25 protein-coding genes, 1 rRNA gene and 1 pseudogene are annotated in these 26,441 nt (G+C 69.0%); 16 read left to right on the top strand and 11 right to left on the bottom strand.

Going from position 1 to position 26,441, the window contains the following annotated elements; translation table 11 throughout:
• The first annotated feature begins 2 nt into the window (after window positions 1-2).
• Entirely contained in the window at window positions 3-1,457 is a 1,455-nt protein-coding gene (locus tag FMQ63_RS20540; RefSeq protein WP_011552913.1) for an amidase, read from the top strand.
• Between the two features lie 53 nt (window positions 1,458-1,510).
• On the opposite strand, the gene FMQ63_RS20535 is transcribed toward FMQ63_RS20540, so the two are convergent.
• Complete coding sequence (locus FMQ63_RS20535; RefSeq protein WP_225909944.1) at window positions 1,511-2,632, bottom strand: proprotein convertase P-domain-containing protein; 1,122 nt, start codon at window positions 2,630-2,632, stop codon at window positions 1,511-1,513.
• A 213-nt stretch (window positions 2,633-2,845) separates the two neighbouring features.
• Between FMQ63_RS20535 and FMQ63_RS37500 the strand changes: the two genes are divergently transcribed.
• From FMQ63_RS37500 to FMQ63_RS20520, 3 genes are all read left to right on the top strand, one after another.
• Window positions 2,846-4,660, top strand: coding sequence for an NUDIX hydrolase (locus FMQ63_RS37500; protein ID WP_171452294.1), 1,815 nt, complete (start codon window positions 2,846-2,848; stop codon window positions 4,658-4,660).
• Between the two features lie 111 nt (window positions 4,661-4,771).
• Window positions 4,772-5,659 (top strand): ATP-grasp domain-containing protein, encoded by an 888-nt coding sequence (locus FMQ63_RS20525; RefSeq protein WP_225909943.1) that lies wholly within the window; start codon window positions 4,772-4,774, stop codon window positions 5,657-5,659.
• A gap of 135 nt (window positions 5,660-5,794) precedes the next feature.
• A complete protein-coding gene (locus FMQ63_RS20520; RefSeq protein WP_011552909.1) occupies window positions 5,795-6,490 on the top strand; it encodes a hypothetical protein in 696 nt (231 codons plus the stop codon).
• 86 nt (window positions 6,491-6,576) lie between these two features.
• On the opposite strand, the gene FMQ63_RS20515 is transcribed toward FMQ63_RS20520, so the two are convergent.
• From FMQ63_RS20515 to FMQ63_RS20505, 3 genes are all read right to left on the bottom strand, one after another.
• Window positions 6,577-7,755, bottom strand: coding sequence for a TIGR03118 family protein (locus FMQ63_RS20515; RefSeq protein ID WP_225909942.1), 1,179 nt, complete (start codon window positions 7,753-7,755; stop codon window positions 6,577-6,579).
• 141 nt (window positions 7,756-7,896) lie between these two features.
• Complete coding sequence (locus tag FMQ63_RS20510; RefSeq protein WP_011552907.1) at window positions 7,897-9,231, bottom strand: replication-associated recombination protein A; 1,335 nt, start codon at window positions 9,229-9,231, stop codon at window positions 7,897-7,899.
• Window positions 9,232-9,264: 33 nt separating this feature from the next.
• Window positions 9,265-9,891: a YigZ family protein gene (locus tag FMQ63_RS20505; protein WP_011552906.1), complete on the bottom strand. Its 627-nt coding sequence runs from the start codon at window positions 9,889-9,891 to the stop codon at window positions 9,265-9,267.
• 190 nt (window positions 9,892-10,081) lie between these two features.
• Between FMQ63_RS20505 and FMQ63_RS38455 the strand changes: the two genes are divergently transcribed.
• Entirely contained in the window at window positions 10,082-10,207 is a 126-nt protein-coding gene (locus FMQ63_RS38455) for a hypothetical protein (protein ID WP_255509271.1), read from the top strand.
• A 228-nt stretch (window positions 10,208-10,435) separates the two neighbouring features.
• Here FMQ63_RS38455 and FMQ63_RS20500 read toward each other — a convergent pair whose 3' ends face one another.
• Complete coding sequence (locus tag FMQ63_RS20500; protein WP_011552905.1) at window positions 10,436-11,869, bottom strand: aldehyde dehydrogenase family protein; 1,434 nt, start codon at window positions 11,867-11,869, stop codon at window positions 10,436-10,438.
• A 36-nt stretch (window positions 11,870-11,905) separates the two neighbouring features.
• Window positions 11,906-13,543 carry an acetolactate synthase large subunit gene (locus FMQ63_RS20495; protein ID WP_011552904.1) on the bottom strand — a complete coding sequence of 546 codons (1,638 nt, stop codon included), beginning with the start codon at window positions 13,541-13,543 and terminating at the stop codon, window positions 11,906-11,908.
• A gap of 108 nt (window positions 13,544-13,651) precedes the next feature.
• On the opposite strand from FMQ63_RS20495, the gene FMQ63_RS20490 reads away from it, so the two are divergent.
• Window positions 13,652-14,536 (top strand): LysR substrate-binding domain-containing protein, encoded by an 885-nt coding sequence (locus tag FMQ63_RS20490; RefSeq protein WP_011552903.1) that lies wholly within the window; start codon window positions 13,652-13,654, stop codon window positions 14,534-14,536.
• Window positions 14,537-14,543: 7 nt separating this feature from the next.
• Here FMQ63_RS20490 and FMQ63_RS20485 read toward each other — a convergent pair whose 3' ends face one another.
• On the bottom strand, window positions 14,544-16,088 hold the full coding sequence (locus FMQ63_RS20485) for an aldehyde dehydrogenase family protein (RefSeq protein WP_011552902.1): 1,545 nt from the start codon (window positions 16,086-16,088) through the stop codon (window positions 14,544-14,546).
• Window positions 16,089-16,375: 287 nt separating this feature from the next.
• On the opposite strand from FMQ63_RS20485, the gene FMQ63_RS20480 reads away from it, so the two are divergent.
• Both FMQ63_RS20480 and FMQ63_RS20475 read left to right on the top strand, forming a co-directional pair.
• Complete coding sequence (locus FMQ63_RS20480; protein WP_020478812.1) at window positions 16,376-17,731, top strand: serine/threonine-protein kinase; 1,356 nt, start codon at window positions 16,376-16,378, stop codon at window positions 17,729-17,731.
• 79 nt (window positions 17,732-17,810) lie between these two features.
• The gene (locus FMQ63_RS20475) at window positions 17,811-18,413 is read left to right on the top strand and encodes a GNAT family N-acetyltransferase (protein WP_011552900.1); all 603 of its coding nucleotides are present in this window, start codon (window positions 17,811-17,813) and stop codon (window positions 18,411-18,413) included.
• A 19-nt stretch (window positions 18,414-18,432) separates the two neighbouring features.
• On the opposite strand, the gene FMQ63_RS20470 is transcribed toward FMQ63_RS20475, so the two are convergent.
• Entirely contained in the window at window positions 18,433-18,819 is a 387-nt protein-coding gene (locus FMQ63_RS20470) for a hypothetical protein (protein ID WP_228556457.1), read from the bottom strand.
• 676 nt (window positions 18,820-19,495) lie between these two features.
• Here FMQ63_RS20470 and FMQ63_RS20465 point away from each other — a divergent pair.
• On the top strand, window positions 19,496-20,512 hold the full coding sequence (locus FMQ63_RS20465) for a hypothetical protein (RefSeq protein ID WP_011552898.1): 1,017 nt from the start codon (window positions 19,496-19,498) through the stop codon (window positions 20,510-20,512).
• Between the two features lie 141 nt (window positions 20,513-20,653).
• On the opposite strand, the gene FMQ63_RS20460 is transcribed toward FMQ63_RS20465, so the two are convergent.
• Both FMQ63_RS20460 and FMQ63_RS20455 read right to left on the bottom strand, forming a co-directional pair.
• Window positions 20,654-21,130, bottom strand: coding sequence for an SRPBCC domain-containing protein (locus FMQ63_RS20460; protein WP_011552897.1), 477 nt, complete (start codon window positions 21,128-21,130; stop codon window positions 20,654-20,656).
• Window positions 21,127-21,498 (bottom strand): helix-turn-helix transcriptional regulator, encoded by a 372-nt coding sequence (locus tag FMQ63_RS20455; RefSeq protein WP_011552896.1) that lies wholly within the window; start codon window positions 21,496-21,498, stop codon window positions 21,127-21,129. Before FMQ63_RS20455 ends, FMQ63_RS20460 begins: the two co-directional genes overlap by 4 nt.
• A 251-nt stretch (window positions 21,499-21,749) precedes the next feature.
• Here FMQ63_RS20455 and FMQ63_RS20450 point away from each other — a divergent pair, with 251 nt between their 5' ends.
• The 7 genes and pseudogenes from FMQ63_RS20450 (at window position 21,750) to FMQ63_RS20425 (ending at window position 26,265) form a co-directional block, all read left to right on the top strand.
• Entirely contained in the window at window positions 21,750-22,130 is a 381-nt protein-coding gene (locus FMQ63_RS20450) for a 6-carboxytetrahydropterin synthase (RefSeq protein ID WP_020478814.1), read from the top strand.
• A 67-nt stretch (window positions 22,131-22,197) separates the two neighbouring features.
• The gene (locus FMQ63_RS20445) at window positions 22,198-23,016 is read left to right on the top strand and encodes an ABC transporter ATP-binding protein (protein WP_011552894.1); all 819 of its coding nucleotides are present in this window, start codon (window positions 22,198-22,200) and stop codon (window positions 23,014-23,016) included.
• Entirely contained in the window at window positions 23,013-23,795 is a 783-nt protein-coding gene (locus tag FMQ63_RS20440) for an ABC transporter permease (protein WP_011552893.1), read from the top strand. Before FMQ63_RS20445 ends, FMQ63_RS20440 begins: the two co-directional genes overlap by 4 nt.
• 22 nt (window positions 23,796-23,817) lie before the next feature.
• Window positions 23,818-24,852, top strand: coding sequence for an ABC transporter substrate-binding protein (locus tag FMQ63_RS20435; protein ID WP_011552892.1), 1,035 nt, complete (start codon window positions 23,818-23,820; stop codon window positions 24,850-24,852).
• 262 nt (window positions 24,853-25,114) lie between these two features.
• On the top strand, window positions 25,115-25,309 hold the full coding sequence (locus FMQ63_RS38070; RefSeq protein WP_228556456.1) for a hypothetical protein: 195 nt from the start codon (window positions 25,115-25,117) through the stop codon (window positions 25,307-25,309).
• A 97-nt stretch (window positions 25,310-25,406) separates the two neighbouring features.
• Window positions 25,407-25,868: pseudogene (locus tag FMQ63_RS20430) on the top strand (transposase); the annotation flags it as partial.
• 232 nt (window positions 25,869-26,100) lie between these two features.
• Window positions 26,101-26,265, top strand: coding sequence for a hypothetical protein (locus FMQ63_RS20425; protein WP_011552888.1), 165 nt, complete (start codon window positions 26,101-26,103; stop codon window positions 26,263-26,265).
• 76 nt (window positions 26,266-26,341) lie between these two features.
• Here FMQ63_RS20425 and rrf read toward each other — a convergent pair.
• Window positions 26,342-26,441 (bottom strand): 5S ribosomal RNA (gene rrf, locus FMQ63_RS20420); the annotation flags it as partial.

Raw genomic sequence — 26,441 nt, 5'->3', positions numbered from 1 at the left:
TCATGAACCTGCATGACTACAGCCGCTTTGACGCAGTGGGATTGGCGGAGCTGGTACGTCGGAAGGAAGTCACGCCCGAAGAGCTGCTCCGGGTGGCGGTGGAGGCCATCCACGCCGTCAACCCGGCACTGAACGCCGTCATCGACACGCGAGAGGGCGACGCCAGCGAGGCGCTGAAGCAAGGCATTCCCGAGGGCCCCTTCCGAGGCGTTCCCTTCCTCATCAAGGACATTGGCCTGCACGCCGCGGGTGTGCCCACCGACATGGGCAGCCGGATGGCCCAGGGGACGGTGTTCCCCCATGACAGCGCGTTGATGGCGCGGTACCGGCGCGCGGGCCTGGTGCTGCTGGGCCGGACGAACGCACCGGAGTTCGGCAACAACGCCACCACGGAGCCGGTGCTGCACGGCCCCACGCGCAATCCGTGGGACGTGAAGCGCAGCCCGGGCGGCTCCAGCGGCGGCTCGGCGGCGGCGGTGGCGGCGGGCATCGTCCCGGTGGCCCACGGCAACGATGGTGGGGGCTCGCTGCGCATCCCCGCGGCGCTTTGCGGCGTCTTCGGGCTGAAGCCCACGCGTGGCCGCAACTCATTGGGGCCGGACGCGGGTGACTTCATCTTCGGCATGGGCATCGAGCACGTGCTGTCCCGCAGCGTGCGCGACAGCGCGGCGATGCTGGACGCCACCCAGGGGCCGGAGGTGGGCGACCCGTACTTCGCCCCGCCGCCGCAGCGCCCATACCTGGAGGAAGTGGGCCGCGCGCCGGGCCGGCTGCGCATCGCGCTGATGACGGAAGCCCCCATGGGCTCACCGGCGAGCGCCGAATGTGTGGAGGCCGCTCGAGCGGCGGCGCGCCTGTGTACGGAGCTGGGCCATGACGTCGTCGAGGCCGCGCCCGAGCACGACGGCCAACTGCTGCACGAGGCCGTCTGCACCGTCTGGTCGGCGACCATGGCGTCCCTGGTGGGCATGCTGGGCCAGTTCTCCGGCCGCGACCCGGGACCGGAGCTGCTGGAGGCCACCACCTGGGCGGCGGTGCGCCACGGCCGCGAGCTGAAGGCCACGGACCTGCAACGGGCGCTCGGGGTGTTCAACCTCGTGTCACGTCAGGTGGGCGCCTTCTTCCAGCAGTATGACGTACTGCTGTCGCCCACGGTGGCGGCGCCGCCCTTCCCGCTGGGCCTGCTGGACGCCAACGCACCCCGGACGGCCCGCGAGTGGTACGACCACGCGTTCGGCCACTGCCCCTTTACCGCGCTCTTCAACGTCACCGGGCAGCCCGCCATGTCCGTGCCGCTGCACTGGAGCGCGGAGGGGCTGCCCATCGGCGTCCAGTTCGCCGGCCGGTATGCCGCCGAGGCCACGCTGTTCCAACTGGCGGGCCAGCTCGAGCAGGCGCGGCCCTGGGCCCAGCGGACGCCACCGGTGCACGTCACCCGGCCCGCGGAGTCGCCGTGAGGCGCGCGGTGGGCCCCTGAAGAAACGCGGAGGCCCACCGCGAACCCGCCAGGTCAGTCGTAGCGGCTGGTGAGCTTCAGCGTCCACGAGCGCAGCGTGCCGCTGCCCACCCCGGACGGGTTGGCGATGTGCAGCTTCCAGCGACCATTGACGGCGCCGTCGCGCGGGATGCCCCGCGTCACGACGATGCGCGAGGGCGGCGTGCCCTCGTTCGGACCGTCCCACAGCAGGGCCGTCTCACCACCCGGGTCCTCCAGCGTCAGCACCAGCCGGTGCGGCGCGGTGTGGACGATGTCCAGCTCCACGTTGATGTCCATGGGCACCGTGGCCAACCCCACCGCGACGAGCGGCGCCGTCACCAGCGGGTTCGTCGACTGGAGCCGCAGGTCCGAGTACTCGGTGAAGGAGCTGCCCATCCACGCCGGGGCGCAGTAGCCCTCCACCGAGCCCGACGCCAGACCGATGCAGACCGACTTCGGGGTCTGGCACGCGACGAAGCGGGAGCACACCTCGCCGTAGCCGGGGAAGTACGAGGCGTCGACGCAGCGGCCATAAGGGCTGGAGCCGTCACCCGGGCGGCCCTCACAGACGAGCCCGGGCTGACACAGGGTCGGACCCGTGCACGGGTCACCTTCCGCCGCGAGCTGCGTGTGGACCTTGAGCTGTCCCATCGTGACGGCGTCCACGTTCGCCAGCCGCGACAACTGCACCATGTGGAGGATGGGACGCGCCGCGACCAGGCTCTGCACCGCCGCCGCGGGGATGCCGAAGACAGTCTCCAGGTTCGACGCGCTCTCCGTGTTCGCGGCGAGGATGGCGCGGCGGGCCTCCGCCACGTTGAAGGCCACGCCGTGGAAGGTCCCCACGTGTCCGTCGACCGGCAGCTCCACGCGGCCCGTGCCCTTGGCGTACGCCTCCAGCGCCGCGAGCGCAGCGGGGCCCACGTACGGCACCGCGTCCACCTGCTCGATGCTCACGAAGCGGCGGTCATCCCCCGTGTGAAGCACGCCATCCGGCCCCTCGCGGAAGTCAATCAGCGCCTGCGCCGCCTGGGAGTCCAGCGGCACCTCCAGGTCCAGCACGGTGTAGGAGATGGAGTAGTCGTTGAGGAAGGACAGCACACCCTCCGCGGCGGGCGTACCGGTGGCCAGCGCCTGGGCCTGCGTTCCGAGCACGACGGCCTCGTGCGCGGTGTCCGTGGACGTCGGGGCTCCACAGCTGATCAATGCCGGGAGAACCGTGGATAGCGAAAGAAACAAGGGAAGTTTGAGTTTCATGCGCACCATGTAGCGCAAGACTTGCCCGGCGCACAGGACGTCACCCATGCGTGACGCAATCCAACCGAAGCCGTGGGGAATACGCCCACCTCCGTGGCAGTCTTGCGCGCCATGCGAATCCCCCACGCGCTGTCTCTGGGCGCCGCCGCTCTCCTGGCGCTGTCGGCACAAGCTGCCGCCCCCGGCCGTCCTTCCCCCACCCTGCCTTCGGGCTACTGGCCAGAGGAGAAGGTGGCCGAAGTCCTCGCCAAGACGCAGGAGGTCCGCCTGTCGCCGGACCTCTCCCGCCTCACGCTCGACGAGCAGGCGGCGGTGAAGGACCTGCTGGAGGTGGGCGCCATCTTCCAGGGGCTCTACGAGTCCTCACGCCACCACCAGGCGCTCCCGGCTCACGCGAAGCTGGAGGCGCTGGACAAGAAGCTGGGCAGCCCCAAGCGCACGCAGGACCTGCTCACGCTGTACCGCCTGTACCAGGGCCCCATCGCCAGCACCCTGAGCAACGCGCGGGAGGCGTTCCTCCCGGTGGACGCGCAGGTGTCCGCGCGCAACGTGTACCCGGTGGACGTCACGCGGGCGGAGGTGGACGCCTTCCTGGCCGCGAACCCCGGCGAGCGCCAGTCCCTGCTGAGCGAGAAGACGGTGGTTCGCCGCGCCACGGCCGCCAACCTGCGCCAGGACGTGAAGGTCCTCCAGACGCACCCGGTGCTGGACACGCTGCATCCGGGCCTGCGCCAGGCCCTGCAAGCGAAGGCGAAGCGGCCCGACGCCAAGGCGCTCTACGCGGTGCCCTATGCCGTGGCCTATGGGCCGGAGCTGGTGAAGGCCTACGGGCTGGTGATGCGCGCGGCGCAGCGGCTGGAGGCCAGCGACGTGGAGCTGGCGCGCTACCTGCGCTACCGCGCGCGCGACCTGCTCACCAACGACTACGAGAGCGGCGACGCGGCCTGGGTGACGGGCCGCTTCCAGAAGCTCAACGTGCAGTTGGGCGCGTATGAGACGTATGACGACGCGCTCTTCGGCGTGAAGGCGTTCCACAGCCTGTCGGTGCTGCTGAGCAACGAGGCGGCCACGCAGGAACTGCGCAAGCGCCTGGGCGGGCTCCAGGCGGTGGAGGACGCGCTGCCCTACGCCGCGAAGAAGCGCGTGCGCGAGGACATCCCCGTGGGCGTCTACGACGTCATCGCCGACTTCGGCCAGTCGCGCGGCACCAACACCGCGAGCATCCTCCCCAACGACGCGCTCGCGGCGCGCCGCTATGGCCGCACCATCCTCCTGCGGGAGAACATCATGCGAAACCCTGACCTCTTCGCGTCCGACGAGCGCATCTGGCGCGCCGCGGTGGTGGACGCCCACGCCCGGGAGCTGGTCTCCGAAGGCAACTTCCAGCGCACCCTCTGGCACGAGGTGGGCCACTACCTGGGGCCGGACCGAGACCAGAAGGGGCGCACGCTGGACGACGCGCTGGAGGACTACGCGGGCGCCGTGGAGGAGATGAAGGCGGACCTGGTGAGCCTCTTCTCGCTGCATGACTTCCACAAGAAGGGCGCGCTCGACGCCGCCGGGCTGCGCGCGGTGCAGGCCTCCGGCATCCGCCGCACGCTCCAGAACGTGCGTCCGCGCGAGGACCAGCCCTACCAGCGCATGCAGTTGGTGCAGTTCAACTGGTTCCTGGAGCACGGCCTGCTCCAGGCGGACCCGCAGACGGCGCGCCTGAGCATTCAGTACGACAAGTACCCGGCGGTCGTGACCTCGCTGCTGGAGAAGGTGCTCGCGCTCCAGCACGGCGGCGACAAGGCCGCCACCGCGGCCTTCTTCCAGCGGTGGAGCGCCTGGACGCCGGAGCTGCACGAGAAGCTGGCGGCCCGCATCCGGGACGCGCAGGGCGCCCGCTTCCGGCTGGTCCGGTACGACGCGCTGGGCGACTGAGCGCCCCGCTTCCGGCCCCCGCGAAATCCGCGCGGGGCCGTGTCAGGGTTGGCGCGCGCACGCGTCGGAGGTGCCCCCCACACACCGCCACCCTTGATGCGAGGCTTCTGGATGCCAGGCTCCCGACGTCCGTCTCACGCGCACGCCATCCTCTTCGGCCGGAATCCCACCCAGGACGACCCCTTCGACGTGGAGGCCGACGCGGCCGAAGCGCTCGGGGTCGACACCTACCAGGCAGACCTGGGCGCCCTGCTCTCCGGCAATGCCGAACAGGCGCTCTCCACCCTTCCGGAGCGCGGCAGGCTCCGGCTCCTCTACCGCGGCTGGATGTTGACGGAGGAGGAGTACACGGGGCTGGACGAAGCCGTGTCCGCCCTGGGGCACCGGCTGACGACCACGCCCGAGCAATACGCGGCGGCGCTCTACCTGCCCAACTGGTACCCCCGGCTCTCCCGCTACACCGCCCGCAGCGTCTGGACGGAGGGCATGGACGCGGCGGAAGCCTGGCACGCGGCCCAGGCGCTCGGCCCGCAGCCCTGGCTGGTGAAGGACCACGTGAAGTCTGCCAAGGAGCGTTGGGATGAAGCCTGCTTCATCCCCGAGGGCACGACGCAGGCGCGCTTCGAACAGATTTGCGCCAACCTGGTCGACGAGCGCGGAGACCGCTTCGAGCGGGGCCTCGTCGTCCGGAAGTTCCTCCCCTTCAAGACGTACGGCCGGACACCCGCGGGCCCGGCCCACCTCGAGTTCCGGCTCTTCTTCGGAGGCGGCCGGCTCCTCGCCGCCGAGCCGTACCACGAGTTCGACGTCGACGTGCCGGACTTCACCGGCTTCGAGCCCCTGGCCCGGCGCATCGACTCGCCCTTCATCACCCTGGACGTGGCCATGCTCCAGGACGGAGGCTGGGCGGTGGTCGAGGTGAACGACGGCGGCGTCTCCGGACTGCCACCCGGGCTGGACCCGCGCACGCTCTTCGAGGCCCTGTTCGCCCCCCGCTAGCGCGGCGTCCAGCGTGCGCGCGCAGCCCCTGCCCTTTGAGCGGGGGCGTGTGGCGCGCCGAGCGGTGCGCCGCTGCTTTCACCCTCCCCCGGATGCGCACAGTTTCGGACAGGACCCTATGACCGGGAGGAAGGCATGGCGCAGCCAGGCAGGCGTCGCATGTACCTGGGGATGGCCGGCACGGCCGTGATGCTGTTGGGAGGCTGTGCCTCCCATCGCTCCAGCGCGAAGGTGGACAAGCAATGGGTGGCGCGCGTCCCACCCGGCGAGCTGGGAAACGTGCGCGAGGCGCAGCTCACGGAGGACCATGCCCGGGAGCAGATCCCCCGCACCCAGGTGGCCAGACAGGACGCCGAGGCGGAGCGAGAAGTCGCCCAACGCAACGAGGACGCCACGAAGTCCCGCCACGAAGCAGCTGAGGCAGCGCTCGAGGCCGCGCAGGCAACGGGTGACGTCGCGGCCATCGAGCGGGCCCAGAATGCCGCCTGCACGACCCAGCACGCCCTCACCCTGGCCGAGGCGGAGACGGCTTGGCGCGACGACGCGGTGACGACGTTGAAGTCGCTGGAGGTCATGCGCCAGCGGGAGCTGGACGTGGCCGACGCCCAGCTCGAACAGGCGAAGTACGAAGCCGTCAACGCCAACGCGGACGTCCGGGCGAAAGAGTTGTCCCCAGGGGACTTCTCCAGCGCCGTCGCCGACGCCCGGCGAAAGGCGGCGGATCAGCAGCGCCAGGTGGACGCCAACCTCCAGCGCGAACATCAGGCCAAGGCGCGCTGGCAACAGTTGCAGGACCAGGGCTACGGAGGCAGCGGCTCGCAGCAGCCCTGAGACGCGCCTTCACCTCGTAGCGCCTCACGTGACAGCGCGGGCCGGAGCACCGTGCTCCGGCCCGCGCCGCCATGCCCGCATCCCGCTCACTGCGCCTCAGGCTCGTGAGGCGCCTTCCACGGGGGCAGGCCGCCCTGCGGACACACGGGCGTCATGTCGAGCCGGCCATAGAGTCCCTGCTCCTCGTCCGCGGGCCCCGCCGTGAAGAAGAGCGTCTCGGCGGGTAGGCCCTGCACACCAGTGCCGAAGTGCAAGGACCAGAGTCCGTCGACCTTGACAGGGTGTCCGTCCGGCCGAGTGAGCGCGCCTGCCCAGGCGCCGGAGGCAGGGTCATACGCGTTGATGGCGCCATCCCCGAAGTTGCCCACCAACAGGTGGTTGCTGAACTGCCCAAAGCCCGCCGGCGCCAGGGCCATTCCCCACGGCGCATCGAGCGCGCCCTGAGAAGCGAACCGCCGCAGCAACTGCCCATTCATGTCGAAGGCGTTGATGTAGCCCGCGCCCGCGCCGGGGACATCATCCGTACGCTCCTTGTCCTGCTGCGCATACGAGACATAGAGGGTGCCCTCGATGTCCTGGATGTTGAAGGGCGCGTACCCGGCGGGCAGAGACGGGTCCGCGAAGGCGCCCGGCATCGGCATGGGCGTGAAGCTGGAGTTGAAGACGTCGATTCGACCGTTCCGGAAGTCCGCCGCGTACAGCTTCGCGTCCGCTCCGGTGCCGGCCATCGCCAGCCCCTTGTACACAGAGCCCATCGCGGAGTTGTCCGCCACGATCTTGGCCGAGGCCTCGTCCACCGCAGGTGCCCAGGCGGCCAGGACGCCCTCCTCTGTGGCGAAGATGAAGCGAGCGGGCCCCGAGACACCTGTCCCTGTCACGACGAATGCTTCCGAGCCATTGAACACCACGCCGGTGGGCTCTCCCGACTCAGTCACTCCTGGCGGCGCGGGGATGCCCACGACGAGGGACTGCTGAACCCCGTTGCCGTCATACAGCGTTGAGGTGCCCGTGCCCTCGTTCGCCACCCACGCGATGCCCATCGGGTTGAAGGCCAGCCCCCAGGCGTTGACGAGGTGCGGATCGACATGCTCGGCGCCAAGCGCCGGACTGTTGGCCACGAGGTTGCGTTGTGTGTAGCCGCCCGCCACTGAGCAGTCAGCCGGAGGCGCGGGCGGCGTTGCCGCCCTGGCGACCGGAACAGCGAGGACCGCGACCGCCGCGGACAACACACCATGCACCAACGTGGACCTGCGAGTGTTCATCATGATTCCCCCTCTGAGACGGCGAACCGCCGTGTGCTCATTGAGCAACAAGTTGGGAGGGCGTCTCTGGATGAACAACCGGCACTACTGCCCAGGAGCATTGCGCACCGGACGGCAGAATCCAGCCCGCGGGGGCTGCCTGCCCTACTCGCCTCGGGACGCCTTGTCCTCGCGCCACCAGTGGCTCATGCGCTCGTGAATCTCCGCCTCGTAGCCTTCCTTGCTCGGGCGATAGAAGACGGAACGCTCCAGCGGGGCGGGCAGGTACGTCTGCCCGGGCACGTAGTGGTCCTTGAAGTTCCAGGGCGTCTGGTAGCCCTTGCCGTGTCCCAGCTCCTTCATCAGCTCGGTGGGCGCGTTGCGGATGTGAAGCGGAGGCTCCGCGTTGGGATGCTCCTGGAGCGCCGCCAGCGCCGCGTCCAGCGCCGCATAGGCACGGTTGCTCTTCTTCGCCGTGGCCAGCAGGACGACGGCGTGCGCCACGCAGATGCGCCCCTCCGGCATGCCCATGGCGTGGAAAGCCTCCTCGCAGTCACGCACGACGCTGATGGCCTCCGGCATCGCCATTCCCACGTCCTCCACGGCAATCACCTTGAGCCGTCGCCACAGTGACGCCACGTCGCCCGTCTGGAGCAGCTTCGCCGCCCAGAAGACGGCGCCCTGGACGTTGGAGCCCCTGCACGACTTCTGCAGCGCGCTCAGCAAGTCGTAGTGCTGGTCGCCGTCCTTGTCGTGACGGGACAGACTGGTGCCCACTGCCTCGCGCGCCGTCTCGGGCGTAATCTCCGCGCCGTCCGCGGTGAGGCTGGCCGCCAGCTCCAGCGCGCCCAGCGCCTTGCGCACGTCGCCCACGCCGCCCTTCGCCAGCAGCGTCAGCGCCCCCTCCCCCACCGATAGGTTGCGCGCGCCCAAGCCCCGCTTCGAATCACCGAGCGCCCGCGTCAGCGCCGACTGGATGTCCGCGACGGTGAGTTCCTTGAGCTGGAACACGCGGCACCGGCTGACGAGCGCGGGGCGAACCTCGAAGCTGACGTTCTCCGTGGTGGCGCCCAGGAGGACGAAGAGGCCGCTCTCCACGTGGGGCAGCGCCTGCTCCTGCACGTTCTTCGCCCAGCGGTGGATTTCGTCGACGAAGAGGACGGTGCGGCGGCTGTACTGGTTGCGCAGGCGCTCGGCCTCGGCCACCACCTCGCGGATGCGGGGGATGCCGTCCGACACGGCGGAGAGGATGACGAACTCCGCGTCCACACCGGTGGCCATCATCCGCGCGAGCGTCGTCTTGCCCACGCCCGGGGGCCCCCAGAAGAGGGAGGACACGATGGCCTTGCGCTCGATGAGCTGGCGCAGCGGACGGCCCGGGCCCAGCAGGTGGGACTGGCCGATGAACTCGTCAGGCGTGCGAGGCCGCATCCGCTCCGCCAGGGGCGCGAAGCGATTCACGTCGACAGAGGCGGAGAAGAGGTCGGGTCCAGCGCTCATCGGGCCGCAGGCTCTCCCCTCCGTGGCCCAGGGTCAATCGTCCGAATCGAGCGGCTCGACGAGCACCTGTCCCAAGGTCAGGTCGTTCAACGCGGTCCGCAGGGCCTCCACTTGGGTGACGGGCAGCTCCAGCCGGTATCCCACGGTGGCCGAATACTCCTCCGCCAGGACCTGCACCTCGTAGGACGGCAGCAGGCGGCGCAACCCATCGACGTGGGTGTACTCCACCTCGACGGCCAGTCGCGTCTTGCGCACACGCTCCGTGGTGGGGAGGCTTTCGAGCGCCTGCTGGACGCCAGCGGTATAGGCGCGCACCAGCCCGCCCTTCCCGAGCAGCGTCCCGCCGAAATACCGGGTGACGACCATGGCCACGTCGCCCACGCCCCCGTGGAGCAGGGCGGTGAGCATGGGCCGGCCGGCCGTTCCATGGGGTTCGCCGTCGTCGCTCATGCCCACCTGGGCGGTGGAGCCCGGAGGCCCGACGACGAAGGCCCAGCAGTTGTGGGTGGCGTCGGCGAACTCCTCGCGGACGCGGGCGATGAAGGCCTTCGCCTCTTCCACGGTGGGCGCATGGGCGGCCGTGGTGATGAAGCGGCTCTTCTGGATGTCCTGCTCCACCCGGTGGAGCCCGGCCGGGATGGGGTAGCGCTTCTCGTCCATGGGTGCGGTAACTGACGCAGTGTCTCATATCGCCAGCAGCCGTCCCGCCGCCACAGGTCAACGCGAAGGAAGAATCCGGAGGCGGCGCCGCGTTGCGCCATCAGGACGGAGCGAGCGAGCCCGCGCTCGTCGTGCTGAACTTCGGGCCCGCCAGGACGCTGCGCCTGTCCCTCCCCAGGCCTACGCAAGCTTGGCCAAGCATACGTCCCTGAAGGACCTGCTGGGCGAACGAGATATCCCCATCCGCTCCGAGGGGACGCGGCTCGAGGTGGCAATGCCTGCTTCGGGCTCGGTGCTGCTCACGCCTCGAAGCTGAGCGCGCGCGGGGAAGACGTTCCCCCCGTGGGTGGTTTCTACTTCACGAAGCAGCGCTCCGAAGAAGGCTGCACGTAAGGTCGTCACCGAGTCTGAAACTCGACGTGGCGCCCGTGGCCCCGCGGTCTCCGCGGGGTCCTTGGCCCGTCGACTCATCTCACTGAAGTGGGTGCATGCCCCTTCGCACGCGACTGCTTCGTCCCCTTTTGAAGGGAGCGTCTCCGAGCGCTCACGCCTGACGCAGCACCAGCAGCCGAAGCTCCGTCATGTCCTCGATGGCGTACTTCACGCCCTCGCGGCCGATGCCTGAGCCCTTCACGCCCCCGTAGGGCATGGTGTCGACGCGGAAGCTCGGCACATCGCCCACGACGACTCCGCCCACCTCCAGTTCGTCCCACGCCTTCATCGCCCGCGACAGGTCCTGCGTGAAGAGGCCCGCCTGGAGTCCGAAGCGCCCGCTGTTCACCTGGGCCAGAGCCTCGTCGAAGCTGTCAAAGGGCTGGAGCAGGACGACCGGACCGAAGGCCTCCTCGCTGCTCAGCGATGCATCCTCTGGAACCCCCTCCAACACCGTGGCATCGAGCACCGAGCCCCGCCGTCCGCCACCCGCGAGGACCCGCGCTCCACGCTGTACGGCTTGCTGAATCCAGCCCTCCAGGCGCCGCGCCGCGGGCTCGTCAATCATGGGCCCCAGCGTCGTGGCCTCGTCCGACGGATGACCCGGCCGCAAAGCCTTCGCCCGTTCGACGAGCTTCTCCCGGAGCGCGTCGTACAGCGACGCATGGACCAGCACGCGCTGCACCGAGATGCAGCTCTGCCCTGCCTGGAAGAAGGCCCCCTGCGCCACCCGGTCCGCGATGAAGTCCAGCGGCGCGCCCGGCGCCTCGTCCACCACGCACGCCGCGTTGCCGCCCAGCTCCAGCACCACCTTCTTCCGGCCCGCCCGCGCCTTCAGCTCCCAGCCCACCTTCTCCGAGCCCGTGAACGAGAGCAGCTTCAGCCGGTCGTCCTCGATGAGCGGCCCGATGTCCTCCAGCCGCACGGGCAGCACGGAGAATGCCCCCTCGGGCAGCTCCGTCTCCGCCAGGATCTCCGCCATGATGAGCGCGCTCACCGGCGTGCGGTCCGAAGGCTTGAGGATGAACGGGCAGCCCGCGGCGATGGCCGGCGCCACCTTGTGCGCCACCAGGTTGAGCGGGAAGTTGAACGGGGTGATGAACGAGCACGGCCCCACCGGCACGCGCTGGGTGAAACCCCGGTAGCCCGCGGCGCGCTTCGACACCTCCAGGTTCAGCACCTCGCCCCCGCCGCGCACGGCCTCCTCGGCGGCGGCCTTGAAGGTGTCGATGAGCCGGTCCACCTCTCCTCGCGCGTCGCGCAGCGGCTTGCCTGCTTCGATGCAGAGCGCCAGGGCCAGCTCCTCCGCGCGTTCGCGGAAGCGGCGCACGCAGTGTTCGAGCACCGCCTGCCGCGCGTACGGCGCCAGCTTCCGCATGGGCTCGGCGGCGCGCACGGCGGCGGCGATGGCTTCCTCGACAGCCGCGGCGTCCGCGACCGCGACGTGCGTCACGACCTCGCCCGAGTACTTGTGGGTGACGGCCAGCTCCGCGTTGGGCTGCCGGGGCCGGTTGGCCAGGTAGTACGGATAACGTTCAGCCAGCATGGTGTTCCTCCAGTGTTCATGAACCGCCGTTCCCCCTCAGAGCGCGGCGAGTTCCTCCGCGCCCGCGCCGAGCGCCCGTGCGTTGTCCGAGTAGTCGATGGGCACGTCGATGACATGGACGCCGCTCGACGCCAGGCAGCGAGCCAGCGTCGCGCCGAACTCCGTCGCGCTGGTCGGCCGGTGGCCATGGGCCCCATATGCCTCCGCGTAGCGAACGAAGTCCGGGTTCCCCAGCGCCATGCCGAAGTCCGGCAGGCCCATCTCCCCCTGCTTCCAGCGAATCATCCCGTAGCCGTCGTCGCGCACGACGACCACCGTCAGGTCCAGGCCCAGCCGAACGGCCGTCTCCAGCTCCTGCGAGTTCATCATGAACCCGCCGTCTCCGCAGACCGCCACCACCTTCCGGCGGGGATGCACCAGCTTCGCCGCGATGGCCGAAGGCAGCCCTGCCCCCATCGTCGCCAGCGCGTTGTCGAGCAGCAGCGTGTTGGGCCGGCGCGTGCGGTAGTAGCGAGCGAACCACAGCTTGTACATGCCGTTGTCCAGGCACACGATGCCGTCGTCCGGCAGCGCGCGCCGTAGCTCGGCGACGAGCCGCGCGGGGTAGATGGGGAAGCGGTCGTCATCCCCTCCGTGCGCGAGCTGCGCCTCGAGTCCTGCGCGGAACTTCTCGAAGGGCACGAAGTCCCAGTGCGCGCGAGGCCCCAGCCCTTCACCGATGCGCCACACCGCGTTCGCGATGTCGCCCGTCACCTCCAGTTGCGGGAAGTACACGGGGTCCACCGCCGCCGAAGAGAAGTTGAGATGCACCACCGTGCGGCGGCTGTCGCGCATGAAGAACGGCGGCTTCTCGATGACGTCGTGGCCCACGTTGATGATGCAGTCCGAGGCCTCGATGGCGCGGTGGACGAAGTCCCCTTCCGACAGCGCCGCCGTGCCCAGCCACAGGGGATGCGACTCGTCCACGACGCCCTTGCCCATCTGCGTGCTGAAGAAGGGAATGCCCGTCTTGTCCACGAAGACGCGCAGCATCTCCGACGTGAGCTTGCGGTTGGCGCCCGCGCCAATCATGAGCAAGGGCCGGCGAGCGGAAGCAATCGCCTCCACGGCCAGCGCGATGGACGCCTCATCCGCCACGGGCCGGCGATGGGCGCTGGGCGCCAGCAGCACGGCGTCGGTCGACTCCCGGGCCACGTCCTCCGGGAGCTCCAGGTGCGTCGCGCCGGGGCGCTCCTCCTCGGCGCGGCGGAACGCCTCACGCACGGCCGAAGGGACATGCTCCGCCGACACGAGCGTGCGCGTCAGCTTCGTCAGGGGGCGCATCATCCCCACCACGTCGACAATCTGGAAGTGGCCCTGCTTGCCGGCCCGGATGGGCTTCTGCCCGGTGACCATCACCATGGGCATGGCGCCAAGCTGTGCGTAGGCGGCGGCCGTGACGAGGTTGGTCGCCCCGGGCCCCAGCGTCGACAGAACGACGCCCGCGCGGCCGGTGAGCCGCCCATACGTGGCCGCCATGAAGCCCGCGGCCTGCTCATGACGGGTGAGCACCAGCCGCATGCCCGCGGCCCGCATGGCCTCGATGACGTCCAGGTTCTCCTCTCCCGGAAGCCCGAAGACGCTGCGCACGCCCTCCGCTTCCAACGCTTTGACGAACAGGTCTGCCGCCTTCATCGGGTGCCTCCTTCACGACCTCGCGATGGGAGAACACTTACGCGCGGGCCATGATTGGTACATTCGTTTGTTCCCATGGCTTCGATAGGCAATGCCTATGATGACGCCATGGAACTGCGCCACCTCCGCTACTTCTCCGCCGTCGCGGACACCCTGCACTTCGGGCGGGCCGCCAGGCGCGTCCACGTCTCACAGCCCACGCTGTCGCAGCAGATTCGCCAGCTCGAGGAGGAGCTCGGCGCGCCCCTCTTCGAGCGCGCCCGGAGCGGCGTGCGCCTGACGCAGGCGGGCGAGCTGTTCCGCACCTACGCATCACGAGCGCTGGAGGACGTGGACGCGGGCAGGGTCGCCGTGGGCGCGCTGCGAGGCCTCACCACCGGCGCCCTGCGCGTGGGCTACCCGCCCAGCATGCGAGGCGTCGTGCTGCCCGCGCTCGCCGCCGTGCTGCGAAGGCACTCGGGCTTGGTGCTGAGCGCGGAGGAAGCCGTGGTGCGGCGGGTGGAGCGGCGGCTGGCGGATGGCCGTCTGGACGTGGGGTTGGGCTACGCCCCCGCGCGCTCACCGGACCTGGAGGCGGAGCCCGTCTTCGACAGCAAGCTGGCGCTGGTGGTCGCCAAGGGACATCCCCTGGCGAAGCTGGAGACCGTGGGCGCGAAGCCCCTGGCCCAGGAGCCCTTCGCGCTGCTCTCCCGAGGGTTGCGCGTGCGAGCCCGCGTGGATGCCTGGTTCGCCGCCATCCGGATTGCGCCGCATGTCGCGTTGGAGTCGAACGCCGTGGCCACGGTGCTGGCCACCGTTCGCGCGGGGCTCGCGGTGACGGTGCTCCCGGAGCCTCAACTCGCGGACGCCGCGGGGCTGGCGGTGAAGCGGCTCTCCCCTGCGCCCCGGGCCGAACTTGCGGCGCTCCTGTGGCGAAAAGGCGCGCCGCGCACGCCCGCCGCGGAACTGTTCGCGGCCGAGGTGCGCGGCGCCAGACGCCCGAGCAGACGATGAGCCCGCTTCAGCGCGTGTCGGGGAGCTGCGTGTAGTCGTGGAAGTTGCCGTGCAGCCGCTCGCCGGGTTCGCCCTCGGTGACGGCCTGGACCAGGTACTTGCCGCCCACGAAGCACCCCTTCCACGAACCACCGATGCCGCCGAAGACCTCGTCCCGGTCTCCGCGCGAGCGCGGCCCGTTGTGGCCGACCTTGAAGGCCCGCAGCTCGGTGGAGACGCGCTTGCACGTGTCGGGCTCGTCGCAGGCGATGGAGGCGACCAGCGAGCCGTTGGACACGTTCATCTCCGCGATGAGCTCCTCCTCGCTGTCCACGACGACCAGCGTGTCCACGGGGCCGAAGGGCTCGCCGTGGTAGAGCTTGCAGTTGCGCGGCACGTGCAGCAGCGCGTGCGGGGCCAGGTACGCGGAGACGTCCTGGTCCGGCAGGAAGCGCTCCGCGTCCAGCCGCCCGGCGAAGAGGGGCACGGCGCCGCGGCCCTCTGCCTCACTCATATGGCCGTGAAGCTCCTCGACCTTCTGGCTGTTGATGAGCGGGCCGAAGTCGAGCGCGGGAGGCTCGCCATCCGGTGACTCCGCCAGCAGCGGGTGCCCCACCTTCAGGGCGGAGACGACGGGCAGGTACGTCTCCAGGAAGCGCGGCATCAGGCTCCGCTCCACGACGAAGCGCGGGTACGCGGTGCAGCGCTGCTTGCCGTACTCGAAGCCCTTCTTGAGCTGCTTCGCCAGCCCGTCCCAGTCGCTGAAGTGCCAGATGCCGTAGGCATTCACCCCTTCCATCTCCAGCATGTAGCGCTTGTTGCGGTCATAGAGGCTGGCGGCGATGTCCCGCCCGTTCGCCTTGCCGCCCACGAAGGACAGGCAGGCGATCTCCGGATTGCGCACCAGCGCGTCGCTGAGCTGTCCGCCCGAGCCACTGATGAGCGACACAGGCAGCCCGCAGCGGCGCGCGAGCCCCATGCAGAGCGTCAGCGAGTAGAGACCACCATCCGTGGGCGTCTTGGCGATGGCGCTGTTGCCCGCGAGCACCTGGACCAGCACCGCGTGGACCAGCACCGACAGTGGGTAGTTCCATGAAGCGATGTTGGAGATGAGCCCCAGCGGACGGCGGCCCTCCACCATGGGCTCGATTTGGGAGACGTACCACTCCACGCCAGAGATACAGCGGTCCACGCTGACGCGAGCCTGTGGCACCGGCTTGCCAATCTCCCAGGCCAGGATGAGAGCCAACAGCTCGCGCTGCTCACGCAGCAGGGACAGGCACTGGGTGACGCGCTCCTTGCGCGCATCGAGGTCCTGGTGGGCCCAGGTCCGTGCCTCCGCGGCGGCGGCGCTCGCGGCGACGCGCGCGGTGTTCGCATCAATCATGGGCAGGCGGCCCAGGACGGTGCCGTCAACCGGGGACAGGTAGGGCTTCCCCTTTCCGGGATGCCCCCATTCACCCGCGATGAGGTTGAGCACTCGGCCCGTCGGGTCGAACGCCTCGGGAACGAGCGCCCGGATTCGGCGCTCCAGATTGGACCACTCCGCGTAAGCAGGCACCACACTCGCCATGAACACGCCCTCCCCCGGAAGGAGACCAGGCCGACACTCCACCCGGCATCGGCACATTGCGTCAAGGTGATGGCAAGTGAGGCGCGCGGCAACCGCCGCCCCGCGGCCACGGGTTGCGTCGCTTTTCGCGCGCTGCGCCTTCCAGATTTCTTCCCAGCGAGCCACATTGACCTGACAGATTCCGGTGCAAACTGACTACTCAGGAAGTAGCCTCTGCATGCATGGGGCTCCCTTTCCTGAATCCGGCCCGACTTCCACCCGGAACCCGGGTGGGCCCGTGGCGCCTCATGGACCTGCGAGGCCGAGGTACCTACGGCGCCGTCTACCGGGCCCGGCACATCACGGGCACGCACACCGTGGCCCTCAAGCTGGCCCTGCATGCCCGGGACGAACGCTTCGCGCGCGAGGCCGAGCTGCTGTCCCGCATCCACCACCCCGCCGTTCCCCGGTTGCGAGCGAGCGGGCGTTGGCAACCCGCCAAGGGACCGCCCCACCCCTACCTCGCGATGGACTGGGTGGAGGGCACACCACTCTACGATTGGGCCAGCGAGCACCGTCCCACGTCGCGGCAGGTGATGGCCCTGCTCGCGAGGCTGGCGCGGGCGCTCGAAGCCACCCACGCGGCCGGGGGGCTGCACCGGGACGTCAAAGGACACAACGTATTGGTACGCGAGGCCGACGGGCAGGCGTTCCTCATGGACTTCGGTTCCAGTCACTACGTGGGTGCCGCGACGCAGACGAGCTCGCCGTTTCCACCAGGGACGCCGGCCTATCGTTCCCCTGAAGCATGGCGCTTCGCGGCGGGTAACTCCGCGCCTCCGTATGCGCCGGGACAGGCGGATGACGTCTTCGCCCTGGGCGTCACCGCGTTCCGGATGATCACGGGGCGGTATCCACCGTCGACGCATCCTGACGTGGCGGAGTCCAGGTTCTGGCACACCGAGCGAGCCCAGGCCCCATCCCCGCGAGACACGAATGGGCACTGCTGCCCGGAGTTGAGCGCGTTGGTGTCGCAGATGCTCGCCCCAAGCCTCCATGCGCGAGGCAGCGCACGCGAGCTGGCGGAGGCTCTGGATTCCGCGGTGGCACGGGCGGGCTCGGAGTCGAATGTGCCACTCATGGTGGGAGGTGCCCTTCACTCCCGAGCATCGGCGCAGTGGAAGGAACGTTCCGTCCGCCATCGGGCCCAACGACCCCGGTGGCCATGGGTGGCCATCATCGGACTTGGAGGCCCCCTGGTACTGAGTCTCGGCTGGCGGCCTCGCGCGGGAGCCGCAGTCGAAGTCGCTCCCATGCCGACTGCGATGTCCGTGGAGGCAACTGACGGCGGCACGGTGGCGGTGGGAGACAGTGTGTTCGCGGCTCCGGCATCTCCCATCCAGGCCCCCGTTGCATGGTCGACCATCGCCCTGGAGATGCCACCCCGCCCCTTTCCGGGGCAGACCCGGCCAGACGCATCAGGACGGTGCCCACGCAAGCTCCAAGTCCCCATCAACGGTGGCTGCTGGGTGAAGCTGGCCGTCGATAACCTGAAGGACTGTGACGAGGATGGGTATGTCCACAAGGGCGCCTGCTATGGCCCCGCCTTTCCCCCTACGCGGCCCGCCACGTCGAGCCCCGCCCACTGTCCTACGCGTCACTGAAGCGCAGCTCCTGTCGCCCGCCTGCCCGCACCCCGCGTCGCTTCGGCAAGGCGCACCGCTGCGGCATATCCTGCTGTCGATGAAGCCCACCTACACAGTCGCCGCCGTGCGGAACCAGGACGAGTTGGAGCACATCCTGGCGCTGCAACAGAAGAACCTGAAGCAGGCGCTGTCCGCGGACGAGATGCGCTCACAGGGCTTCGTCACGGTTCAGCACGACCTGCCGGCACTGGAGCAGATGCACGCCATGGCGCCCAGCATCGTCGCCCGCCACGATGGAGTGCTGGTGGCCTACGCCCTGACGATGCCGCGCGAGGCCCGCGCGCTGGCCCCCGTCCTGGAGCCCATGTTCGCGCTCCTCGATTCGCTTGAGTTCCGAAGCAAGTCGCTGCGCGACTACCGCTTCTACGTGATGGGGCAGATCTGCATCGACAAGGCGCACCGGGGACAGGGCTTGTTCGACCGGCTCTACCACCAGCACCGGGACCACTTCCGAGATCAGTTCGACCTCATCGTCACCGAGATTTCCGTGCGGAACCTCCGCTCCCTGCGCGCGCACGAGCGGGTCGGCTTCGAGACGATCCACACCTACCGGGACGCGACGGACGAATGGGCCGTGGTCGCCTGGGACTGGGCGCCGCCGCGCCCCCCGGACGTCACGCCCGAGGGGAACACGCGCTGAGCGTTGAGCCAGCCCCTCCTCAAGGGAACTGACGTTGCACACGCGCACTGAGCCCGATGAGGGCCGCACGGTCCTGCGCGCTGAACATGGCCCCAAAGGCCCGAGCCTCGGCGGAAGGATCGCGCTGGAAGAACTCCGTCTCGCGCCGAGCGAACTCCGCGATGTTGGCCTCGGTCGCGGGCTGGCTGAGCAACTCTCGCTGCTGCGCGTAGAAGTCCCCCACCTGGCCTGTGCCGAACTCGCGAGCGTAGGCCTCCGCGGCGGGCCCCAGTCGCGTCAGCGGCCTCGTCACGCCAGAGGCTTGAAGCGCGGGGCCCACGAAGGGCACGGCGTGAACCACGGCGCCCGGCAAGGCCCCCACGGCATGCCCGGCCGTGCCCAGCATCCCCACAGCCCCCGACAGCAAGGGCCGGATGGCCGCCCCGACTGAACCCGGGGGACTCTGCCGCGTGACCTCCAGGGCCCGCTGGCGCTGTCCGCCGGATGGAGCGGCACCTTGACCGGAGAGATTCACCAGAGGGGCTGAACGCGGTGGCTCGAAGCGGTCCCTGGATGGCGGCGGCTGCCGAGCAGCACTCTCAGGCGCCGATGGCGGCGTGGCCACCGAATCCCGAACGCGAGACGCGGATGGCGCCACGGCGGGGCGAGGCGCGACTCCAGGACGAATCGGACTGGTGTTCCCCATGCCGGAGAGCATATCACGGGCTATTCACGAAAAACATGCCTCGCACCCATCCCATTCCTTCGCCCCTCGGCAGCACACGCAATGACTCATCCGCTGTAGCCCAAAGCGACGTGTCACGTTGAAAACAGACGCCAAACACGTCCAATCCCTCATCAGCCATCCACGCCTTGGGAGGCCGAAAAACCACGGCATCGGGCAAGGGACGCCCAGGGTCGTTTCAGAGGGAGACATGCACCCTATCGCGACGGGAAGAGGGCCCTTTCCACACTTGGAGTGCACAGTCCTGGGAACAAATTTGTGACACGGCACAAACATGAATCCGGATTGCCAGGAACATTCAAGTTTGATGTATTAAAGGCGTCTCACTTCATTGTCCCCCCTAGCAGGAGTTCCCCCGATGCGTCGTTATGTTGGATCTGCCTTCCTCGCCGCCGGTCTGCTCGTTGGCTGTGGTCCGAGCGAAACCGAAACGTCCACGCAGCAGCCCCAGGAGCAGCAGCAGGGGCTGCTGACGGAGGCTGACGTGGACGTTGCCACCGAGTGCCAGGGCATTCTCCAGTTCGTCAATGAAGCGACGTTCAACACGCTGGACGCCTATCTGCCCAGCAACGTCGTCCACAACCTGGTCAACCGGCGCGCGGTTTCGCAGTTCGTCTCCCTGGCGGACATCTCCTCCGTGGCGCTGGTCGGTCCGGCGCGTCTGCAGCAGATCGAGCAGGGCGCCCGGAGCCAGGACTACATCGACGCGGACTGCTACGGCATCGCGGATGGGCTGGCCCTGTCGCAGGATGACGCGGTCGCCATCGTGTCGCTGGTCAACAGCATCAGCTCCACCGAACTGCACGACATCCTCCCCTACGCCTGGAACGGCGCGCTGAACCTGCGCAACCAGCGCCCGTTCACGAACGCGGACGCCATCGCGAACACGACGGGCATCGCCGACGTGAGCTTCCGCAACCTCCGCAACGCGGCCACGCTGAGCCGTCCGTTCGAGGCGCTCATCAACGCGGTGAACAACGTGCCGCGGCCGCACGGTGGTGTGTTCATGGCACGCCACTTCGACTGGTGGGAGAACATGAACGGCCGGTTCTACAACTTCCAGATCACTGAGTGCTTCGGCGAAAGGACGGAGCGGGTGTCCGAACCGCATAACCACCGCGGGACGAATGCTGACGCCGCCGAGGTTCGCGCCCATGTCGAGGCGTTCGTCAACGCTGCCGCGAGATTCGGAACGTTGGACCCGGAAGTGAAGGCCGCCGGTCTGGCCAACCTGAACACCCTGATTGAGGGCCGCTCGTTCTTCGGCTGCTCCTACGGCTACGCCCGTGACCCCTGGAGCGGCCACGGCGCGACGTTCTTCGTCGACACCGAGTCCGGATTCAGCGTGTACACGGACAGCTACTGGGCGGAGTGATTCACCGGCGCTCCGGACGGGGCTGAACGGCCCGTCCGGGGCGCAGCAGGCTTGAAGCAAACTGAGGACTCCCACCGAACCCCTCAAGCGAGTGGAACTGCGCTCCGTGATGGATTCGATTCGGGACTTCTCACCGTCCAATCAGGCGAAGCGCGAGTCCAGCTTCGTGAGCTGGCTCGTGAAGCCTTCCTGCTGCATCTTCGTGAACTCCTCGCTGTGCATCGCGTCCAGCATCACCACCATCCGAACGCCGTCGCCGCTAGGGAGGAAGTCCACGGCGATCTTGCTCTCGTAGGGAGCGACACCGGGGAGGAAGTCGATGACGTTCGTGAGGACGAGTCGCGAATGTGGCGCCACCTCGGTGAAGCGGGAACGGGTCGCGTGAGAGGTCGGCTGGCCCATCTGCTTCATCGCGGCGATCATCTCCGGTGAGTCGGCAATCATGTCGTACCGAAGGGCGCCGCCTACGCGTGCATCGAGTTCGTGCACCGCGGCACGGAAGCCCTGTGGTCCCCACCACGACTCGAAGCCCTCTTTCGTGGTCCAGAGCGCCCAGATGTCCTCGATTCCTGCCCGGTAGGTGCGCTCGATGACGACCTTCGCCTTCTCGTTGCTCATTTCCGCTGCCCCTTCTCTTCGACTCGGCGAGTCTGTTGTTGTTGCTGCTTCTTCTCCAGTGCGGCTCCGAAGCGATCGAGGCGCGCCTCCCATAGCTGCCGGTACCCGGTGAGCCACCCATCGAGTTCCTGAAACGGCTCCGGCTTCAAGGCGTAGAGGCGACGCTGCCCATCCGGCCGCATCGAGACGAAGCCCGACTCCGACAGGATGCGCAGATGCCGCGAGACACCTGACTGATGGATTCCGGCCTTCTCGACGACGTCACTGACCTGCTGCTCACCGTACCGAAGGGTCTCGACGATGCGGCGGCGCGTCGGGTCGGCGAGCACCTGGAAGACGTCAAGTTGCATGAACATGCATATACACATCCATGCATATATTCGTCAAGGCCGGCGCCCAACGCAAGCGCACGGGCCAGGCGAGGCGCCGTCGTGTCGGCACCTGGAGCCCTCTGGCGGGGCCCTGCTCGGAAGAACTCCGTGGCGACAGCCTCGATTCGAGCTGCCTGCTCCCTTACTCAGCGGGCCGTCGAAGCCGGCTCCGGAGGCGGTATCATGGCGTGTGCTCGCTGAGGGCCGCTCACCAGGATCTTACCACCACGACTTCGAAGTGGACCGCGATGCACTACTTGAGCCTCACGGCTGAATTCAAAGCATCCCACGCAGTCACCTTCCCGGACGGCCAGCGCGAGCCCCTGCACACGCACGACTGGTGGGTCCGCGTCTGGGTGAAGGCGCGAGCGCTGAATCATTGGGACGTCATCATCGACTTCAAGGATCTCCAGGACATCATCGTTCGGGTGTGCCGGGAGCTGCATGACACGAACATCAACGAGCACCCCTACTTCAAGACGGTGAACTGCACGGCCGAGCGCGTCACCGAGTACGTCTTCAAGCAGGTGGAGTCGGGCCTGCCCGAGGGCGTCACGCTCGACCGGGTGCACCTGCGTCGGACGGGCGGCGAGCTTCCAGAGGCCGAGTACGCGCATGCGAGGGACTGACCGTTGAGGATTGCTCCTGACTCCGCGCTCGCCTCCCGAGGGCTGGACGGTTAGAAACACTCCTTCCATGGCGCCTCCTGGCCTCCATCCCCTCTCTCCCCTGCCCCCCATTTCCGGAAGTGGGGGCGTTCGCGTGAAGGTCGAGGGCCTGAGCCGCACCTTCCCAGGCAACATCGCCGTGCTGTCGGGGCTGGACCTGGACGTGGCGCCCGGTTCGTTCGTGGCGCTGCTCGGTCCCTCCGGGTGCGGCAAGTCCACGCTGCTGCGACTGGTGGCCGGACTGGACCGCGCCGAGGCCGGGCACATCTCCTTCACCCCGACGCTGGAGCGAACCCAGGGCGAGCGCGCCCCCATCGCCTACGTCTTCCAGGACGCGCACCTGCTGCCCTGGCGCTCGGTGCTGGACAACGCGGCGCTTCCGCTGGAGCTGACCGGTGTGTCGAAACCGGAGCGGCAGGCCGCCGCGCGCGCCGTGCTCGAGCAGGTGGGGCTCGGTGATGCCACCGACCGCTTTCCGGCGGAGCTGTCTGGCGGCATGCGCATGCGCGTGTCCCTGGCACGCGCGCTCGTCACCCACCCCCGGCTGCTGCTGCTGGACGAGCCCTTCGCCGCCCTGGACGAGCTGACGCGCGGCCGGCTGGATGATCAACTCCGCGCGCTGTGGCGCAAGCTGGGGATGACCGTGCTCTTCGTCACCCACTCCATTTCCGAAGCCGCCTACCTGGCCGAGCGAGCCGTGGTCCTGTCGCGACGTCCCGCGCGCGTGGTGCTGGATCGGACGCTGGAGCTGCCAGGTGAGCGCAGCGCGTCCCTGCGCACAGAGGCGTCCTTCGCCCGCGAGGCCCGCCTGCTCAACGAGGCCCTGGAACAAGGAGAGCGCTGGTGAACCGCTCAGCCCTTCGCGCTGCGGTCCCTCCGCTGGTGGCGCTCGTCGTCCTGCTGACCCTATGGGAAGGCACGGTGCGCCTGCTGGAGGTTCCGCGCTGGCTGGTGCCTCCGCCCTCGGCCATTGGTGCCGCGGGAGCCCAGGAGGCCTCCTCGCTCCTCGGCGCGGCGGTCACCACGGGCCGCTCCGCCCTGGTCGGCTTCGGGTTGAGCGCGGTCCTGGGGGTGCTCGTGGCCGTCCTCCTGGCCTCCTCGCGGATGGTGGAGCGCGCCCTCTACCCCTACACGCTCTTCCTGCAGACAGTGCCCATCGTGGCCATCGCCCCGCTGCTGGTGCTGTGGTTCGGCCCGGGCCCTCGCGCCGTCGCGGTGTCGTCCTTCATCGTCTCGCTCTTCCCGGTCATCGCCAACACGCTCACCGGGCTGCGCTCGGTGGAGCCCTCGCTCCGGGACATGTTCCGCCTCTATGGCGCGCGGCGGCTCGCCACGCTGTGGAAGCTGGAGCTGCCCGCGGCGATGCCACACCTGTTCACGGGGCTGCGCATCGCCTCGGGCCTGGCCGTCATCGGCGCCATCGTCGGCGAGTTCGTCGCCGGCTTCTCCGAGGGCACCGCGGGGCTGGGAATCCTCGTCCTGGCCGCGTACCGTCAACTGCGCACGGATCTACTGTTCGCCGCGGTGCTGGCGGCCTCGGGGCTGGGCTTGGTGTTGTTCGGTGTCGTGAGCCTCACCGGCGCCCGGCTGCTGCGGCGCTGGCACCCGTCGGCGCAGGGAACATGAATCGCCTGGAAAGGAGCTGGACGTGAGCGGACGCCTCTTGAAACTGTTGGGCTGCGCGGTGCTTCTCGTGGCCGCGGGTGCCTGCTCGCGCCAGAAGGAGGAGCCCAAGCAGGGCTCCCAGGCCGCAACGGGGGCCAGCACCGCCCCGCCGAAGGCGGACGCCCCGGCCAAGGTGCGGCTCGCGCTCAACTGGGTGCCGGAGCCCGAATTCGGCGGCTTCTATGCGGCGCGGGAGTCGGGGGCCTTCTCCCGCCATGGGCTCGAGGCGGAGATCCTCGGCGGCGGAGCCGGCGCCCCCGTGCCGCAGATGGTGGCCACCGGCAAGGTGGAGTTCGGCATCAGCGGCGCCGACGAGCTCCTCGTCGCGCGGGCCCGAGGCCTGGACGTGATTCCGCTGTTCGCGGTGTATCAGACGTCTCCGCACGCCATCATGGCCCACGCATCTCGGGGGGCGAAGAACATCGCGGACGTGCTGTCCTCGGGCACAGTGGCGCTGGAGCCGGGCCTCTCCTACGTGGCCTTCCTCAAGAAGAAGTACAGCTTCGACAAGGTGAAGGTGGTGCCCTACGACGGGGGCGTCGCGCGCTTCCTGGCGGACAAGGACTTCGCCCAGCAGTGCTTCGTCACCGCCGAGCCCATCGCCGCGAAGCGGCAGGGCGCCACGCCAACGGTGTTCCTGGTGGCCGAGGAGGGCTTCAACCCGTACCTCGCCGTGGTCATCACGCGGCGCCAGTACTGGAAGGAACAGCCCGAGCGGGTGAAGTCCTTCGTGGCGGCGGTGCGCGAGGGGTGGCGGACCTACCTGGACAACCCGGGGCCCACCAACGCGGTGATGGGAAAGCTGAATACGACGATGGACGCGGAGACGTTCGCGGAGGGGGCCGAGACACAGAAGCCGCTCATCGAGACGGAGGAGACGCGAGCCCGAGGACTGGGCACGATGAACCGCCAGCGGTGGGAGCAATTGGCCCAGCAGCTCGTGGAGCTGGACCTCATCGAGAAGGCGCCCGCCGCGGACGAGTTCCTGCTGCCGGAGTTCACCGGCTCACGCGATTAAAGCGGCACGGAGCCGTATCAGCCAAGAGCCGCTCACCTCGCTCGAATATCCTCCAGCCCGGTGACCCGGGATGCGTAACCGTCCGGCCAACGACGTGCCGTGAGGGTTTGCCGGGGTGGCGGTAGCGGCGGACGCTTTCGGGCATGTCGAAGCAGGTGGAGAAGCAGGAGTGGGTCCGCGTCGCGGAAGCGTTCGAGGCCAGTGGGCAGACGCAGAAGGAGTTCTCCGCTCAGCGAGGCGTGCGGCTGAGCACATTGCAGTCGTGGGTGTACCGGCGCGACGCCAGCGTGGCAGCCAGGCAGCACCGGTGCGCCTGCTACCGGTGGAGGTGGCTGGCATGTCGCGGCCGAGCACGGTGCTGCTCGAGGTGGTAACGGCGAGCGGAGCTCGCGTGAGATTCTCCGTGGGCACCGACGTCGAGTACGTGGCCCGGCTCGTCGCGGAGCTGGGGCGGTAAGGCGGTGTTTGCCCTCCCAGCTTCGGTGCGGGTGGTGCTGGCCACAGGGCCTGTGGACATGCGCAAGTCCATCGACGGCCTCATGTCGCTGGTGCGCACCGCCGCTCACCGCGAGCTGCGTCAACTGCACAGCGCCCCCGTCCTCACGCAACTGCACGTCTGGCTCGAAACGCAGGCGCCGCGCCACCTGCCCAAGAGTCCGCTGGGCCAAGCCATTTCCTACGCGCTGAAGCAGTGGGAGGCCCTCACGCGCTTCATCGAGAATGAGCGCCTTCCTCTCGACAACAACCGCGCGGAAGCGGCGCTGCGGAAGGCGGCTCTGAGCCGTAAGAACTTTCTCTTCGTCGGCCACGAGGCCGCCGGGGAAAACCTCGAGGGCCTCTACGCCCTGGTTGCCACCTGCGCGGCCAACGGCGTCAACCCCGAGACGTACCTAACCGACGTCCTGCTGCGCGCGCAGACGCATCCCAACTCCCGCATCGGCGAGCTGCTACCCCACGAGTGGAAATGTCGACGCGTCGCCGAGCCGCCTGACTCAGTCCTCCAGCCCAGTCCCTGAACAGCTCGCTCTTCGTGGCGCTCGCCGAACACAGTCCTCGTCCGCAATCAAACCTCCCGGAACGACGCCCACCGGACGGTTACAGTGAGTCCGCTGCGGCCGAGGGTGAGGATCTCCGGACGGCCACCCTTGTTGGGGAGCGGGCATTGGTCCATGACTCCACACCCCATCCCTCCCCCGGTGAGGGCAAAGCGCTCCCCGCTGGCAAGTCCCACGAGGACCACCGGGGGGCGTGGCGCCATCGTCCTGGTACGCCTTCTCGCACAGCGTGGACGCGGTGGCGAAAGGGGCGGCGCGAGCCGAGCACCTGCTGGCGCTGGCCACGACGGCGGCCCTGCTGGCAGTGGGGGCCGTGCGCCGGCTGCGCACGCGGCGCCAGGCCCAGCGCCCGCGGTGACGCGCGGAAACCCAATACGCCCCAAAACAGAAAACCCCCGGTGTCCACGAGGGACACCGGGGGTTTCTCAAAAAGAATCCGGCAGCGACCTACTCTCCCGCGCGGTTTCCCGCGAAGTACCATCGGCTCTGGAGGGCTTAACTTCCGTGTTCGGGATGGGAACGGGTGGGACCCCT

Origin of the sequence: Myxococcus sp. CA005 (assembly GCF_006518205.1) — a bacterium.
Taxonomy (GTDB): domain Bacteria; phylum Myxococcota; class Myxococcia; order Myxococcales; family Myxococcaceae; genus Myxococcus; species Myxococcus xanthus.
Note: the sequence above shows the minus strand (reverse complement) of the source record. Positions and strands in the feature narration are given on the sequence as shown.

Bases quoted from the DNA above. Each gene is read 5' to 3' on its own strand.
- FMQ63_RS20455 (WP_011552896.1), bottom strand. From the start codon at position 21,498: ATGTGTATATGCATGTTCATGCAACTTGACGTCTTCCAGGTGCTCGCC.
- FMQ63_RS20520 (WP_011552909.1), top strand. From the start codon at position 5,795: ATGGCGCAGCCAGGCAGGCGTCGCATGTACCTGGGGATGGCCGGCACG.
- FMQ63_RS20515 (WP_225909942.1), bottom strand. From the start codon at position 7,755: ATGATGAACACTCGCAGGTCCACGTTGGTGCATGGTGTGTTGTCCGCG.
- FMQ63_RS20475 (WP_011552900.1), top strand. From the start codon at position 17,811: ATGAAGCCCACCTACACAGTCGCCGCCGTGCGGAACCAGGACGAGTTG.
- FMQ63_RS20540 (WP_011552913.1), top strand. From the start codon at position 3: ATGAACCTGCATGACTACAGCCGCTTTGACGCAGTGGGATTGGCGGAG.
- FMQ63_RS20485 (WP_011552902.1), bottom strand. From the start codon at position 16,088: ATGGCGAGTGTGGTGCCTGCTTACGCGGAGTGGTCCAATCTGGAGCGC.
- FMQ63_RS20450 (WP_020478814.1), top strand. From the start codon at position 21,750: ATGCACTACTTGAGCCTCACGGCTGAATTCAAAGCATCCCACGCAGTC.
- FMQ63_RS20490 (WP_011552903.1), top strand. From the start codon at position 13,652: ATGGAACTGCGCCACCTCCGCTACTTCTCCGCCGTCGCGGACACCCTG.
- FMQ63_RS37500 (WP_171452294.1), top strand. From the start codon at position 2,846: ATGCGAATCCCCCACGCGCTGTCTCTGGGCGCCGCCGCTCTCCTGGCG.
- FMQ63_RS20480 (WP_020478812.1), top strand. From the start codon at position 16,376: ATGGACCTGCGAGGCCGAGGTACCTACGGCGCCGTCTACCGGGCCCGG.
- FMQ63_RS20460 (WP_011552897.1), bottom strand. From the start codon at position 21,130: ATGAGCAACGAGAAGGCGAAGGTCGTCATCGAGCGCACCTACCGGGCA.
- FMQ63_RS20445 (WP_011552894.1), top strand. From the start codon at position 22,198: ATGGCGCCTCCTGGCCTCCATCCCCTCTCTCCCCTGCCCCCCATTTCC.
- FMQ63_RS20500 (WP_011552905.1), bottom strand. From the start codon at position 11,869: ATGCTGGCTGAACGTTATCCGTACTACCTGGCCAACCGGCCCCGGCAG.
- FMQ63_RS20495 (WP_011552904.1), bottom strand. From the start codon at position 13,543: ATGAAGGCGGCAGACCTGTTCGTCAAAGCGTTGGAAGCGGAGGGCGTG.
- FMQ63_RS20510 (WP_011552907.1), bottom strand. From the start codon at position 9,231: ATGAGCGCTGGACCCGACCTCTTCTCCGCCTCTGTCGACGTGAATCGC.
- FMQ63_RS20525 (WP_225909943.1), top strand. From the start codon at position 4,772: ATGCCAGGCTCCCGACGTCCGTCTCACGCGCACGCCATCCTCTTCGGC.
- FMQ63_RS20505 (WP_011552906.1), bottom strand. From the start codon at position 9,891: ATGGACGAGAAGCGCTACCCCATCCCGGCCGGGCTCCACCGGGTGGAG.
- FMQ63_RS20465 (WP_011552898.1), top strand. From the start codon at position 19,496: ATGCGTCGTTATGTTGGATCTGCCTTCCTCGCCGCCGGTCTGCTCGTT.